At 72.8% G+C, this 13,602-nt stretch carries 11 protein-coding genes; 2 read left to right on the top strand and 9 right to left on the bottom strand.

Translation table 11 applies throughout. The annotated features are described in order from the left end of the window. Positions 1-35: 35 nt before the first annotated feature. Positions 36-1,262, top strand: a complete 1,227-nt coding sequence (locus IEZ13_RS08445) for a DUF3500 domain-containing protein (protein WP_229794548.1) — start codon at positions 36-38, stop codon at positions 1,260-1,262. A 37-nt stretch (positions 1,263-1,299) separates the two neighbouring features. Here IEZ13_RS08445 and IEZ13_RS08440 read toward each other — a convergent pair whose 3' ends face one another. The 8 genes from IEZ13_RS08440 to IEZ13_RS08405 all read right to left on the bottom strand — a co-directional run bounded on the left by IEZ13_RS08440 (position 1,300) and on the right by IEZ13_RS08405 (position 11,683). Further along, entirely contained in the window at positions 1,300-1,947 is a 648-nt protein-coding gene (locus IEZ13_RS08440) for an FHA domain-containing protein (RefSeq protein WP_183219169.1), read from the bottom strand. Further along, positions 1,944-3,206: a vWA domain-containing protein gene (locus tag IEZ13_RS08435; RefSeq protein WP_183219168.1), complete on the bottom strand. Its 1,263-nt coding sequence runs from the start codon at positions 3,204-3,206 to the stop codon at positions 1,944-1,946. The genes IEZ13_RS08440 and IEZ13_RS08435 overlap by 4 nt, the downstream gene beginning before the upstream one ends. Positions 3,207-3,216: 10 nt before the next feature. Beyond that, the gene (locus IEZ13_RS08430; protein ID WP_183219167.1) at positions 3,217-4,305 is read right to left on the bottom strand and encodes a PP2C family protein-serine/threonine phosphatase; all 1,089 of its coding nucleotides are present in this window, start codon (positions 4,303-4,305) and stop codon (positions 3,217-3,219) included. 10 nt (positions 4,306-4,315) lie between these two features. Then, positions 4,316-6,601, bottom strand: coding sequence for a serine/threonine-protein kinase (locus IEZ13_RS08425; protein ID WP_183219166.1), 2,286 nt, complete (start codon positions 6,599-6,601; stop codon positions 4,316-4,318). After that, positions 6,598-7,824 carry a hypothetical protein gene (locus IEZ13_RS08420; RefSeq protein ID WP_183219165.1) on the bottom strand — a complete coding sequence of 409 codons (1,227 nt, stop codon included), beginning with the start codon at positions 7,822-7,824 and terminating at the stop codon, positions 6,598-6,600. Before IEZ13_RS08420 ends, IEZ13_RS08425 begins: the two co-directional genes overlap by 4 nt. Then, a complete protein-coding gene (locus IEZ13_RS08415) occupies positions 7,821-8,747 on the bottom strand; it encodes a glutamate ABC transporter substrate-binding protein (protein WP_183219164.1) in 927 nt (308 codons plus the stop codon). The genes IEZ13_RS08420 and IEZ13_RS08415 overlap by 4 nt, the downstream gene beginning before the upstream one ends. Next, positions 8,747-10,018, bottom strand: coding sequence for a hypothetical protein (locus tag IEZ13_RS08410; protein WP_229794563.1), 1,272 nt, complete (start codon positions 10,016-10,018; stop codon positions 8,747-8,749). The genes IEZ13_RS08415 and IEZ13_RS08410 overlap by 1 nt, the downstream gene beginning before the upstream one ends. Before the next feature lie 111 nt (positions 10,019-10,129). Beyond that, a complete protein-coding gene (locus tag IEZ13_RS08405) occupies positions 10,130-11,683 on the bottom strand; it encodes a long-chain-fatty-acid--CoA ligase (RefSeq protein ID WP_183219163.1) in 1,554 nt (517 codons plus the stop codon). Between the two features lie 153 nt (positions 11,684-11,836). Between IEZ13_RS08405 and IEZ13_RS08400 the strand changes: the two genes are divergently transcribed. Continuing rightward, positions 11,837-13,045: an EAL and HDOD domain-containing protein gene (locus tag IEZ13_RS08400; protein WP_229794547.1), complete on the top strand. Its 1,209-nt coding sequence runs from the start codon at positions 11,837-11,839 to the stop codon at positions 13,043-13,045. A 5-nt stretch (positions 13,046-13,050) separates the two neighbouring features. Here IEZ13_RS08400 and IEZ13_RS08395 read toward each other — a convergent pair whose 3' ends face one another. After that, the gene (locus tag IEZ13_RS08395) at positions 13,051-13,476 is read right to left on the bottom strand and encodes a hypothetical protein (RefSeq protein WP_183219161.1); all 426 of its coding nucleotides are present in this window, start codon (positions 13,474-13,476) and stop codon (positions 13,051-13,053) included. Positions 13,477-13,602 lie beyond the last annotated feature (126 nt).

Here is a 13,602-nt window from a genome sequence, read left to right as displayed (position 1 = left end):
GATGATCCGGACGGATCTTCATCAGGGAGCGGATCGTGAGAAATCGGTGGTTGCCCCTCGCCGGCGTGCTTCTCATGCTCGCGTCCGCCGGCTGCGGCGGGCCGGCGGACCAGGAGCCGTCGACCGAGAAGTCCGTCTCGGCGGCGGTGGCCATCGTCAGGTCGTACGAGAAATCGGTCGCCGGGGTGGTCCAGGCGGCCGAGGCGTTCCTCGCCACCCTCGACGCCGACGAGAAGGCGCTCACCCAGCTGGAGCTGTCCGAGGCCAACGCGACCCTGTGGTCGAACCTGCCGTGCGGCTCGTCCTGCCGGCCCGGCATCCGGTTCGGTGACCTGGACATCGAGGAGCAGGCCGCCGCCAGGAGCGTGCTGAAGACGGCGCTCGGGACACGGCCCGGCAGCGGCTACGAGCGGGTCGAGCAGATCATGGCCGCCGACGACCAGCTCGCCCTCCTCCAGGCCAGGGGCGCGATCGGCAGTGCCCGTCCGGCCATGCCGACCGGGGGCCCGCCCAGCGGGATGCCCAGTGGGACGCCCAGTGGTGGCGTGCCGGGCGGCGGCCCGCCCGGTGAGATGCCGAGTGGTGGCCCGCCCGGCGGCGCGGACACCGCCTACTCCTCCGGCAACTACTTCCTGGCGTTCCTCGGCGCGCCCAGCACCACCGGGGCCTGGATGATCAGCTTCGGCGGCCACCACCTCGCGGTGCACATGTCGTACAAGAACGGAGAGGTGGCCGGGGCGTCGCCGTACTTCGTCGGCGTCGAGCCGATCACCTGGACCGACCCCGCGAACATCCGGCACGCGCCGCTGTACGACATGAGGACCGGCCTGGTCACCATGCTCAGCAGCCTCACCGAGACCGAGCGTGGCAAGGCGAAGCTGGCGAAGACGTTCACCGACGTGCTGCTCGGTCCGGGCGAGGACGGCGAGTTCCCGGCGAAGAAGGAGGGCCTGTCCGCCGGGTCGCTCACCGCCGGGCAGAAGAAGCTGGTCCTGGCCGCCGTCGCGCCCTGGGTCGCGGGCGCCGACGACGCCACCGCCGCGGAGCTGATGAAGATCTACGAGTCGCAGATCGACCAGACCTACATCGGCTGGTCCGGCGGCACCTCGCTGACCAACCACGCCGACTACGTGCGCATCGACGGGCCGAGCGTCTGGGTGGAGTTCGTCTGCCAGAACGGCGTGGTCGTCCAGGATCAGATCCACTACCACACGATCTACCGCGACCACACCCGTGACTACGGCGGCGAGTTCACCTTCTGACGCGGGGCCCCCGGTCACGCCGGGGGCCCGGCGGTCGTCACGGCGCGTGCAGGGTGATCGTCGTCCAGGCGCCGACGTGCACCTGGTCGCCGTCCTTCAGGGTCCGGGTCTGGCCCGGGTCCAGCGGCTGGGCCTCCCCGTTGAGGTAGGTGCCGTTGGTCGAGCCGAGATCGGAGACCAGCCACGTGCCGTCCACCGAGAAGGTGAGCAGCGCGTGGTTGTGCGAGGCCCCGGGATCGGCGGGCGCCTGGGCCAGGTCGATCTCCGGGGTGGTGCCCTTCGAGGAGCTCTGCCGGCCGATCCGCACCTGTGGCGGGGCCAGCCGGACGGTACGCCGGGGCGCGCCGGCCGGGAACTCGACGCCCTCGATGTCGTTGTCGGCGAAGTAGTCCGGGTCGGCGAAGACCGTGGCCGTCCACTCGCCGGCCGGCGCCGCCGGAGTGGGAGTGCTCAGCTGCGGGACCCGCCCGGTCGTGTAGTCGTAGCCGCAGTCCTCGCAGAACCGGCCCGGCCCCCGGGGCGCCCGGCACTTCGGGCAGTCCCCGGCCGGTGCGGCCGGCTCGGCGGCGGCCGGGGGAGCGGTCACCACGGCCGCGGGTGCGGCACCCTCGATCGGGGAGCCGCACGTGTCGCAGAAGTCGTCCTCGGTGGACGCGTGACCGTTCGGGCAGGTGTAGGCGCTCACTGGCCGCGGCCCACCCGGACCGTCTTGGTGGAGCGGGTGTCCAGGGCCATCTCGTCCTCGGCCGCGACCCGGCGCTTGAGCCGGACCGTGCCGGTGACCGCGTCCTCGATCTCCACCACCTTGGACAGCAGCTCCTCGGTGGCGGTGTTGCCGCTGGCCCGGGCGAGCTGGGCGGCCCGGCCGAACTTGATGGTGGCGGTCCGGTCGTCGCCGGCCTTGTGCGCGGTCAGCCCCTCCTGGATCACCTCGGCCAGCTCGGCCTGCCCGGTGTAGTGGGCGACCTGCCTGTTGATCTTGGTGGAGAGTGCGGTGTCCTCGGTCCAGGTCGCCTTGACCAGTACGGTCGCGAGCACCGTGTCACCCTCGAGGATCTGCACCCGCCCGGCCATCATGTTGTCGCCGACGTTGCCCGGCGTGACGTCGAAGCAGAGGTGGTAGTCGCGGCTCTCCTGGCCCCAGGAGCCGAGCGGGTAACGGCCCGCCCGCCCGTCCTCGACCCGTTTGCCGGTCAGGTCGGCCACCTGCGGCTCGACCTGCTTCACGAAGCGGATCTTGCTGGTCACCGGGGTGATCACCTTGAGCTGGACGTCGGCGCTGGTCTTGCCCATCGCCGCGGTGATCATCTGCTGGAACGAGGCGGTCAGCTCGGTCGGTTTGGCCACGATGTCGACGGTCCCGAGCATCCGGTCGGCGATCTTGCGGAGCTCGGCGACCTTCCAGTTGGCGCCGACGCCCCGGCAGTCGCAGACGAACTGCTCCTTGATCTGGTCCAGCACCGTCTCCAGATAGCCGGCCCGCTCACCGTTGTCGCCGTCGGTCAGCAGGATGGCGTGCTTGATGTCGCCCGGCCGCTGGGCGAACAACTGGGCGGCCAGCAGCAGCCAGGCGCCCATCGCCGTGCCGCCGTTGGCCTGGAGCCGGTCGATCGCCCGGGCCGCGTCGGCCCGGGTCTGCGGCGAGGCGACCGCCAGCTGCCCGGGGTCCGGGAACAGCTGCTGGGCGGTGCTGACGCCGGCGATGATGGCGAAGTTCACGCCGTCGTCGATGCACTCGACGGCCGCCTTCGCGGCCTGCCGGGCCGCCCCGATCCGGCCCTCGGCCTGCATCGACCCGGACGCGTCCACAATGATGATCTCGGTGGCGCCGGCCGTGCGGCGCCCGCCCTCGCCGCCGGTCGACGTGATCGTCACGATCGCGTTGACCTCGCTCGCACCCGTGGCGAGGTACTCGTTCTGGAACGCCTCAGCGGTGTACGACACGCGTGTCTCCTCAATCCTCGCTGGTGGTGGACAGTTCCGTCGTCTTCGGTTCGGTCTCGGTCACCGGATGCACCGGCACCAGGGCGACCGTGATGTTGTCGCCGCCGCCGGCCGCGTTCGCGTAGGCGACGAGCGCCCGGGCCGCGTCCAGCGGGCCGGGAGCGGCGGCCAGGGCCTCCCGGACCACGGCGCCGAACTCGGCCGGGTCGGGCAGGTAGTTCCACAGTCCGTCGCTGCACAGGATCAGATGGCCCGGCTCGGTGGCGGTGAACGAGCGCACCCGCGGCGCCACCGGCCCGGCGTCCGCGCCCAGCCACGCCGTGATGGCGTGCGCCTTCGGATCGTTCATGGCGGTCACCGGGTCGGCGCCCAGGGCGATCACGTGGGCGGCCCACGAGTCGTCCTCGGTGAGCTGCTCGGCCGGGCCGTCCGGGCCCAGCCAGTAGATCCGGCTGTCGCCGACCCCGCCGTACCCGACGTGCGGCCCGCGGACCGCGGCGGCCACGATCGTGCAGGCCGGGTTCGCGGCGGCCCGGCGCGGGTCGCCGGTGTGCGCCAGCGACGCCACCGCGGCGGCGGCCCCGGCGATGGCGTGCGCCACCGCGCCGGCCAGCCCCACCGCGCCCTGCGGACGCTCCAGGTCCACCGTCTCGTCCGGGTTGCCGGGCGCCGGCTGCTCGTCCGGGTGGCGGGCGGCGGCCAGCAGCTCACCGGCCGCGCGGACCGCGATGTCCGAGGCGGCGTCCGGGTCGAACGACGCCGACACGCCGTCGGAGACCACCACGTCGGCGGCGTCCGCCCCGACGGCCAGCCACATGGCGTCCTCGTTGCGGTGGTGGCGGCGGCCCCGGTCGCTCACCGCGGCGCCGGTCGCGCCGCCGTCGGCTTCCAGATGGTCGCGGGATCGGCCGGCCTGCATGCCGCACTCCTCGCAGTACCCGTCGTCGTCCACGGCGCCCGCCGCCCCGCAGTGCGAGCAGTCCTCCCGGGCCGAGGACGGCTCCGCCGTTTCGGTGAGCCGGCGACCGCACACCTCACAGAAACTCGCGCCGGCGGTGCGCTCGTCGGCGCACGAGGTGCAGTCGGTGGTCAGCGTCATTTCCGCCCTTTCAAGTACGCGTACGCGGCCGGACCGCGTTCGCCAGGTCGACCAGGCGGATCTTCTCCGCGCCGTGCGTGGCCCGGGCCATCTCCCGGTACGCCGACTCCAGCGCGAACCGTACGTCCCGTTCCGGATCCTTCTCCGCCGGGGTCCCGCCGATCACCGTGGTCAGCACCGTGCCGGTGAGCCGGGTGCCGCCGTCCATGGTGCGCAGCACCTGCTCCAGCAACTCGGCCCGCAGCGACGCCAGCTGGGCCGCCTCCACCTCGAGCCGGGAGATCAGCCCGGCGGCGGTGGCCAGCGAGTCCACATCGACCGTCGCGGTCCGGTGCGAGCGGACCAGCGCCCGGATCGCGCCGATCTGCGAGCTGGGGTACGCCGACGAGGTGCCGGGGACCCGCCCGTACGCCTCCACGGCCCCGGCCCGGTCGCCGTTCGCCAGCCGGCACCGGGCCAGCCCCGCGGCCGCCGCCGTGTACGCCGGATCGGTGCGGCTCACCACGTCGTAGTACCCGCAGGCGGTGGCCGGGTCGCCGGCCAGCTCGGCGGTGACCCCGAGGGCCAGCTGCGGCGCCGGCTCCCCGGGCAGCGCCGACCAGACCGCGTCGAACCGCTGCCGGGCCCGCGCCGGGTCGCCGGTGGACAGCGCCAGGATCCCGTCGTACCAGTCGACCCGCCAGTCCGGCTCCAGCGAGTCGCGGACCATCTCGGCGGCCGCGGTGTCGCCCTGCACGATCAGCTCCCGCAGGGTCCGCAGTCGCACCTCGACGGTGTCCTCCGGGGCGGTCCGCAGCTGGGCGAGCACGGTCTTCGGGTCGGCCGCGGTGATCGAGGCGAGGAAACCGGCGGCCGGGTCGCTCAGGTCGATCAGCGGGACGGGCAGGTCCTGCCAGCGGGCCTTCTCGTCGCGCAGGTCGGTGCGCAGTTCCCCGGTGAAGTAGCGGGACACCGCCGGCCGCGGGGTGCCGTCGGTGGCGAGGACCTGCCGCAGCACCCCCAGCATCTGCTCGGACATCTCGGCCGCGTCGGCGAACCGCTCGCCGGGGTCGGTACGGGTGGCCCGCACCAGCAGCCGGTAGAACGACTCGTGCCGCCGGTACACCTCGAACTCGCCCCGGTCCGGCAGGCTGTCCTTGAAGGTGCTCTGGTAGCCGCGGAAGTCGGTGGTCAGCACCGCGAGGGTCCGGCCGATGGTGTAGAGGTCGGACTGCGGGGACGGCCCGTCGGCGGCCATCTCCGGCGCCTGGTAGCCGACGGTGCCGTAGATCGCCGCCTCCTCGTCGTCGACGTGCACCACGCCGCCGAGGTCGATCAGCCGCATCTGGTCGCCGGACTGGATCACGTTGTCCGGCTTGAAGTCGCAGAAGATCAGGCCGCGGTCGTGCAGGTACCCGAACGCCGGCATGATCTCCAGCACGTAGGCCAGCGCCTGATCCACCGGCAGCGGGGCCGCCGCCCCGTCGACCCGGCGCTCCTTGAGCAGGTCCTTGAGCGACTTGCCGCCGACGAACTCCATCACGATGTAGCCGGAGCCGTCGAACTCGACGAAGTTGTAGATCTTCACGATGTTCGGGTGCTCGACCTCGGCCAGGAAGCGCCGCTCCGCCACGGCGGCGGCCAGCGCGTCCTCGTCGCCGGAGTTGAGCAGGCCCTTGAGGACCACCCACCGGTCCGACACGTTCTTGTCGACGGCCAGGTAGACCCAGCCCAGGCCGCCGTGCGCGAGCGGGCCGACCACCTCGTACTGGCCGGCGACCAGGTCACCCTTGCTCAGCTTGGGGGTGAAGTTGAACGCCTCGCCGCAGGACGGGCAGAAGCCGGACGGGCGGGCGGTCCGCTCGCCCCGGGCCCGGCCCACCGGGTTGCCGCACTTCGCGCAGAACCGTTTGGACTCCGGCACCTCGGCGACGGTCATCACGGCGGTCGACGGGTCGGCGGTGCGGATCGGCTCGATGGCGACCAGGCCACCGCCGAACCGGCGGGCCGAGCCGGTCCGGGAACTGCCGGTGGTCCGGCCGCTTCCCCGGGTACGCGAGGACAGCGCGCTGCTCGCCCGGGCCGACGCGGCGGTCGCCGTCCGGGGCGCGGGCACCGTGACCGGGGCCAGCCCGCAGGTGTCGCAGTAGCCCTCGTCGATCGTCCCGTCGCAGCCGTCCCGGTTGCAGCGGCCCGCCACGACCGCCGGCGCGGGGGCGGGGGCGGGCGCGAGGGTGGTGGCGGGTGCGAGCCCGCAGGTGTCGCAGTAGCCGTCCTCGATCGTTCCGGGACAGTTGTCCCGCCGGCAGCTGGTCATCGGGCCTCCCTGGCGGCGATGGTGGCGGAGAGCGCGTCCTGGTACGCGTCGACGGCGGCCCGCGCCGCCGTCAGGTCACACGGAGCGGAGAAGAGGGCGTCGCGGGCGGTCTCGGCGAGCGGGCCGAGCCCGGGGTCCTCGCCGAGCCCACGGCTCAGCGCCTTCGCCCGGTACGCGTCGAGCCGCCCGCGCAGCTCGTTGCGCTCGGCCAGCAGGTGGGCGTTGCGGGCCCGGGCGTCCCGCAGGTCGGCCAGCCGCTGCCGGGCCTGCCTGGCCCAGGCCGACAGCCGGGGGCTGATCAGCGCCCAGTGCCCGGCCGCGGCGAGCGCCTCGATCGCGACCAGGTCGGGCAGCAGGCTGTCGCCGCGGACCGTGGCGACCCGGTGCCCGGGGAACCGCCCGGCCACCGCGTCGAGGACCGTGGCGGCGTCCCGGGCCGCCGCGTCCACCTCGGCGGCGAGCCCCCGGGCGTCGTGCAGCCGCTGGGTCAGCGACTCCCGCAGCTCGGTGGCCGAGGTCCGCTCGGCGTCGGCCCGGGCGATCAGGGCACGCACCCGGTTCAGGCTGGCGGTGTCCGCGCCCAGCGGGTCCGAGGCCAGGGTGCCGGTGATGTCACCGAGCAGCCGGTCGGCCTCGTCGAGCAGGCGCTCCGCCTCGGCCGCCAGCGTGCCGGCGCCGGCCTGCCGGGTGAGCGAGCGGGCCCGGGACAGCGCGGCCGCGGCGTCGGCGGCGGCCGGCACGGCCCGGCGCCAGGCGTCACCGGCGGCGGTCACCACGGCGACCGCGGTGGTGAACGCCGCCTCCATGCCGGCGAGCAGCTCGGCCGGGGTGCAGGTGGTGCTGACCTGCCCGGAGCCGAGCAGCCCGCGCTGGGCCAGCGGCACCGTGGCGGTGGCCAGGGTGATCGAGTGGCCCAGCACCTCGTGCTGGTAGGCGGCCCGGTCCGCGTCGCTCATCCGCTTCAGCGCGCGGTCGCCGTGCCCGCGCAGCGCCCGGGCCCGGGTGATCACGTCACCGAGCAGCCGGTGGCCCTGCCACAGCTGGGCCAGGGCCTCGCCGGCGTCGGACCAGGCGGCCGCGGTGCGGCCGGTCAGGCGGGTCCGGCCGAGTTCCTGGCGGTCCGGGTTCTGGTCCAGCTCGACCAGGTTGGCGGAGATGGCGGCCACCGCCTTCTCCAGCCGTTCCAGCTCGGTGTCGGCGGCGAGCGTGCTCCCCGGGCTCATTGGTACTCCGCCACGGGTGGCTTCGGCGCCGGACCGCTGTCGTGCAGCCACTTGTCGTACAGGGCCTTCCAGGTGCCGTCGGCGCGCATCCGCTCCAGGACCGCGTTGACGAACTCGGTCAGGTCGCGGTGGGTCTGGCTGATCGCGATCGCGTACGGCTCCTGGGTGAAGGGGAGGCCGACCACCTTGGCGTACGGATCCTGGGCGGCCAGGCCGGCCAGGATGGTGTCGTCGGTCGAGATCGCCTCCACCTCGTTCTGCTGGAACGCCACGAGGCACTCGCCGAAGTCGCGGCGGGCCACCGCGACGGGTCTCGGGTCGACCTTCGCGAGGTTCTCCAGTGAGGTGGAGCCGCTGGCCGCGCACACCGGGCGGCCGCCGAGGTCCTGGATCCGGGTCACCGTCGAGTCCCTGCCGACCAGCACCTTCTGCCCGGCCTCGTAGTAGACGGTGGAGAAGGCGACCCGCTGCCAGCGGGCGCAGTTGGTGGTCATGGTGTTGATGGCCATGTCGACCTGGCCGGTGGCGACCGCGTCCACCCGCCGGGAGCGGGGGATCACCAGGATCCGCACCTTGTCCGGGCTGCCGAAGATGGCCCGGGAGATCTCCCGCGCCATGTCGACGTCGAAGCCCTCGATCGCGCCGGTGAACGGATCGCGCGAGCTGAACAGCAGGGTGTCCTGGCTGGTGCCGAGGATCAGGTGGCCGCGTGCGCGGATCTCCGCCATCCGGCTGCCGGCCGGGATCTCCAGGCCCCGGGTGGGGCGCCAACTCTTCCGCGGCTCGCACGTCGGGACCGGCGCCGCCGAGCCGGTGGCGGACGGTGTGGGCGACGGGCCGGGCGCGGCCGCCGGCGGCGGGGGAGCGGGGGTGCAGCCGGCGGCGAGCAGGGTGAGGGCGGCGACGACAGCGAGAGCGCGCATCAGCGGTACTCCTCCAGCCGGGCCCGCAGGCCGATCGTGGCGAGCACGCCGATCACCAGGGCGAGCAGGGGGCCCAGCACGACGAGCGCGCCCAGCCCGGACCCCGCGGCCTCACTCCGGGAGCCGAAGGCGGCCCGCCGGTCGTCCATGGCCCGGTCGAGGGTGGCGGTGAGCCGGTCGAAGGTCTGCGCCATGCCGTCCGAGGCGGCGAGTTTCACGGCGCCCTCGTAGTCGCCGCCGTCGTCGAGCGAGCGGACCTGCCGGTGCGAGGTCAGGAACTCGCCGTGCAGGTCGGCGGCCTCGCGCATCAGCGCCGGCATGTCGTCGAGCTGCGGGTCGTCGAAGGTGACCCGCTCGCTCAGCTGGCGGAACTCCTCCTCGAGCGGCCCGTGCCCGGCCCGCGCCGCGAGGGTGAGCGCCTCGTCGGCCCGCTCCCGCAGCACCAGGATCCGCTTCTCGGCGAGGACCTCCAGCGGCGCCGACCCGTCCCGGTCGGCGGCGACGAGATGGCCGCGCTGGTGGCCGAAGACCACGACGCAGCCGGCCATCAGGAGCACGGCGACCCCGGAGGCGGTCAGCAGGGGCACGTTGAACACCCGGTTCGTGCTGCGGCTCAGGTAGATCTGTGTCCACACGAGCGCCACCGCGAGCCCGACGAACAGCACCACCAGCAGCATGAGCCACCAGGAGGCGTTGGCGTCGTCGTACCCACTGTCGGCCGCGCGGCGCGCCTCCTGGAAGAGCAGCTGCGCCTGCGGTTGCAGGGTCTCCCGGTTGAGCTGGGAGGCGGTGGACAGGTAGGCGGCGCCGACCGGCTTTCCCTGCCGGTTCAGGGTGCGGGCCGAGGCGATCAGCGCGGTGTAGCGGGTGAGCCCGGTGGCGATCCGCTGGATGGCCTCGCCGGCCCGGCCGTCGGCGGGGACGCGGCGGGCGGCCGAGGTGAGCGCGGCGGCGGCCCGCTCCAGGTCGCCCTCGTAACGGCGGGTCAGCACGGCCGGCTCCAGGCCGCCGGTGATGAAGGCGCGGGCCGCGGTGGTGTCGGCGTCGGCCAGCGAGGAGTAGACGGTCTGCGCCTCGCTCATCAGCGGCTGGGCCCGGTCACGCAGGTCGGCGGTGCCGGTGGCGGCGGCGCTCGCGGTCACGCCGGCGACCAGGCCGGTCAGCGCGGTGAGCGCGAGCAGGGTGACGAGCAGCAGCTGGAGGCGGCCGGGCGAGGTGTGCCGCAACCCGGTGAGGTGCTGCAGCGCGGCCCTTGTCGGCGCCTGAACCATCGTCACGCTTCGAGCCTCTCCCCAGTTGGAACCGCAGGTCCACTGTGCGTCATGGGCGCAACAGCGGGCGCCCGGCGGGATCCGCCGGGCGCACCGCGTGGAAGTCAGTGTTCAGCTGAGCTCACGCTTGAGCAGCTTGCCGGTCGCCGTCATGGGCAGCGACTCGACGATCTTGATGATCCGCGGGTACTTGTAGGAGGCCATCTGCTCCCTACCCCACGCGACGAGTTCCTCCTCGGTGACGTCTGCCCCCGGCTTGAGGATCACGAACGCCTTGACCTCCTCGCCGTGGCTCTCGTGCGGCACCCCGATCACCGCGGCCAGCGAGACCGCGTCGTGGGTGATCAGCACCTCCTCGATCTCCCGGGGGTAGACGTTGAAGCCACCCCGGATGATCATGTCCTTGGCCCGGTCGACGATGTAGTAGAAGCCGTCCTTGTCGCGGCGCGCCAGGTCACCGGTACGGAACCAGCCGTTGCGCATCACCTCGGCGGTCGCCTCGGGCCGGCCGATGTAGCCCCGGAAGATGTTGTGCCCGCGGATCGCGATCTCGCCGATCTCGTCCGGGTTCTCGATGGTGTTCCAGTCGCCGTCGATCAGCTTCACCTCGACACCCCAGATCGGGATGCCGATGGACCCGGGGCGCGGGTCGCTGTCCGGGTCGCTGAAGGTGGCCACCGGGGAGGTCTCGGACAGCCCGTACCCCTCGAGGATGGTCACCCCGAAGCGCTCCTTGACCGCCTTGATGATCTCCACGGGGAGGCTGGAGCCGCCGGAGACGGCGACCCGCATGTTGCGGGCGATCCGCTCGACGTCGACGCCCTCGGTCTGGTCCAGGGCGTTGAGCAGGCCCCAGTACATGGTCGGGACGCCGGCGAAGAACGTCACGTTCTCCGACTGGAGCAGCTGGACGGCGGCCGTCGCCTCGAAGCGGGGCAGCAGCACCAGGGTCGACGCCGTGGCGAAGCCGGCGTTCATGTTGACCGTCGAGCCGAACGAGTGGAACAGCGGCAGGACCAGCAGGTGGGTGTCGGTGCCCGGCCGGGTGCCGAAGAGCCGGTTGCAGGTCAGCGCGTTGAGCACCAGGTTCGAGTGGGACAGCTCGGCGCCCTTGGCCTGGCCGGTGGTGCCGCTCGTGTAGAGGATCACCGCGGCGTCGGTCTCGTCGCGCAGCACCGTCTCGAAGGCCGGCGACTGCCCGGCCAGCGCCGCGCCCATCGTCTCGGCGCCCTCGATCGGCGACGCGGCCGCCGGGTCGGCGGTGATCAGGAAGAACTGCTCGCAGTCGGTGGCCTCGGTGAAGCCCGCGAAGCCCTCGGCGCCCATCGGCAGCTCCGGGGTGCCCTGGAAGCAGAAGTACGCCTTGGCGCCCGAGTCACGCAGGTGGTAGGCGATCTCCCGGCCCTTGAGTAGCACGTTCAGCGGCACCACGACCGCGCCGGCCTTGAGGATGCCGTAGTAGACGATCGGGAAGTACGGCAGGTTGGGGCAGGTCAGCGCCACCTTGTCGCCGGGCTGCACGCCCCGCGCGGCAAGCATGTTCGCCACCTGGCTCGCCGCGGCGTCCACCTGGGCGTAGGTCAGCCGCTGCGGGCCGAGCACCACAGCCGTGCGCTCCGGGTAGTGGCGAGCGCTGTCCTCCAGCAGTACGGAGAGGTTGAGCATGCGGTGGAACCCTTCTTACCGGTGAGTTGTGACGGCCGCCTCATCCCAGCACGACCGCCCCCGCCGGTGGAAGTCACCGTTTCGTCTTTGTTTCGTGGTGCGATTCATCAAGTCCGGCCGCCGGGTGCCGATGGCTCAGACGTGGGAATCCCGGTGTTGGACGCGGTACACGTGGGCCGCCAGCCGATCTTTGACGCGGCCGGCGCGGTGGTGGCGTATGAGCTGCTCTTCCGTGGCCGTCTGGATGCCGTCGAGTCGGGGCGGCAGGATACGTACGCCACCAGTGCCGTCATGGTGAACACGTTCACCGAGTTCGGCATCGCCGAGGTGGTCGGCAACCGACCATGCTTCATCAACCTCACCCGCGAGTTCGTGACCGGGCGGCTGCCGTTGCCGTTCGACCCCGACCAGGTGGTGCTCGAGGTGCTGGAGACGGTCGACGTCGACGACGAGGTGATCGCCGGGCTGACCGCCCTCACCGAGGCCGGTTACCGGATCGCCCTCGACGACTTCGTCTGGGGCTCCGGCCACGAGCGGCTGCTCGGCCTGGCCTCGTACGTCAAACTCGATCTTCTCGACGGCGACCTGAGCCGTCTCGACGAGATCGTGGCGGCCTGCCGCCAGTATCCGGGGATCCAGCTCGTCGCCGAGCGGCTGGAGACCGAGGCCCAGGTGGCGCTCGCCGACCATTACGGCATGGAGCTCCGCCAGGGGTACGCGCTGAGCCGTCCCCAGGTGCTCAGCACGCCCAGCCTCTCCCCGTCCCGGCTGCGCCGGCTGGAGCTGGTCGCCGCCCTCATGTCACCCGACGTGCCGCTCGACAAGATCACCACGATCATCGCGAGCGACCCGGCGCTGGCGCTGCGTGTGCTGCGGGTCAGCAACTCGGTCGCCGCCGGGGTGGTCAGCCGGATCTCCTCGGTCCGTCAGGCGATCATGATGGTCGGCCTCAACCGGATCCGCCGCTGGGCCACCCTCATGGTGGTCGACGACGTGGGCGAGGCCCCCGAGGAGCAGCTGCTCACCGCTCTGGCCCAGGCCCGCCTCTGTGAGAGCCTGGCCCCGCGCTTCGGCGCCGACCCGGGCGCCGCCTTCGTGGCCGGGCTGGTCACCGGCATGGCCGGCGTGATGGCGACGACCCCGGCCGCGATGGCCGAGCAGTTGCCGCTGAGCGCCGAGGTGGCCGACGCGGTCATCCACGGGGCCGGCCGGCTGGGCAAGGTGCTGCAGACGGTGCAGGCGTACGAGGACGGCGAGTGGGGCACCGGCGACCTGGCCGGGCTCTCCCTCGACGCGATGCGCTGGTCGACCCTCACCCTCACGGCGGCCAACGCCTACGCCCCCGGCAAGACCGGTAACTGAACCGGTCAGGACCGGGGCTCCGCCTCCACCTCGAGCTCCACGCCGTCGGCGTCGGTGACCTCGATGATCTCCCACTCGTGCTCGACGGCCGGGTGGCGGTTCGTCCACCAGACGCCGAAGGCGGTCAGGCCCAGGTTGAACACCGCCGGGCCGATGACGAAGAGGTCGCGCAGCGGGCTGTCGAACAGGTCGTAACGGTTGTCCAGCAGGCAGACGAAGACCGACCAGGGCAGGCCGAAGACGGTCAGCAGGAGACCGACCAGCCCGGCGGCCAGATCGGGCTCGGGACTGGTGGCGGCCGCCTCGCTGGCCGGGCCGAGCCAGAGGTAGGTCAGCGGGATCAGAGTGCCGCCCTGGATGGCGACCAGCGTCCAGCGGCGCTTGAGGCTCGCCGACCCGGGAACGGTCTCGTTCCGCGCACTGCCCTGCATCGTCGCAACCCCCTGGCTGAGTGTGGTCGCGTCAGCCTAGAAACGTTCAGGCCCGCAGAGAACCCCCCGAAGCAGGTCCGGCGCAAAGCCCGCCCGGTCAAGATCACGAAATATCATGCTGGGCGG

It is taken from the genome of Actinoplanes campanulatus (assembly GCF_014647795.1).
GTDB lineage: Bacteria > Actinomycetota > Actinomycetes > Mycobacteriales > Micromonosporaceae > Actinoplanes > Actinoplanes campanulatus.
Note: the sequence above shows the minus strand (reverse complement) of the source record. Positions and strands in the feature narration are given on the sequence as shown.

Bases quoted from the DNA above. Each gene is read 5' to 3' on its own strand.
- IEZ13_RS08430 (WP_183219167.1), bottom strand. From the start codon at position 4,305: ATGACGCTGACCACCGACTGCACCTCGTGCGCCGACGAGCGCACCGCC.
- IEZ13_RS08425 (WP_183219166.1), bottom strand. From the start codon at position 6,601: ATGACCAGCTGCCGGCGGGACAACTGTCCCGGAACGATCGAGGACGGC.
- IEZ13_RS08420 (WP_183219165.1), bottom strand. From the start codon at position 7,824: ATGAGCCCGGGGAGCACGCTCGCCGCCGACACCGAGCTGGAACGGCTG.
- IEZ13_RS08415 (WP_183219164.1), bottom strand. From the start codon at position 8,747: ATGCGCGCTCTCGCTGTCGTCGCCGCCCTCACCCTGCTCGCCGCCGGC.
- IEZ13_RS08410 (WP_229794563.1), bottom strand. From the start codon at position 10,018: ATGGTTCAGGCGCCGACAAGGGCCGCGCTGCAGCACCTCACCGGGTTG.
- IEZ13_RS08405 (WP_183219163.1), bottom strand. From the start codon at position 11,683: ATGCTCAACCTCTCCGTACTGCTGGAGGACAGCGCTCGCCACTACCCG.
- IEZ13_RS08395 (WP_183219161.1), bottom strand. From the start codon at position 13,476: ATGCAGGGCAGTGCGCGGAACGAGACCGTTCCCGGGTCGGCGAGCCTC.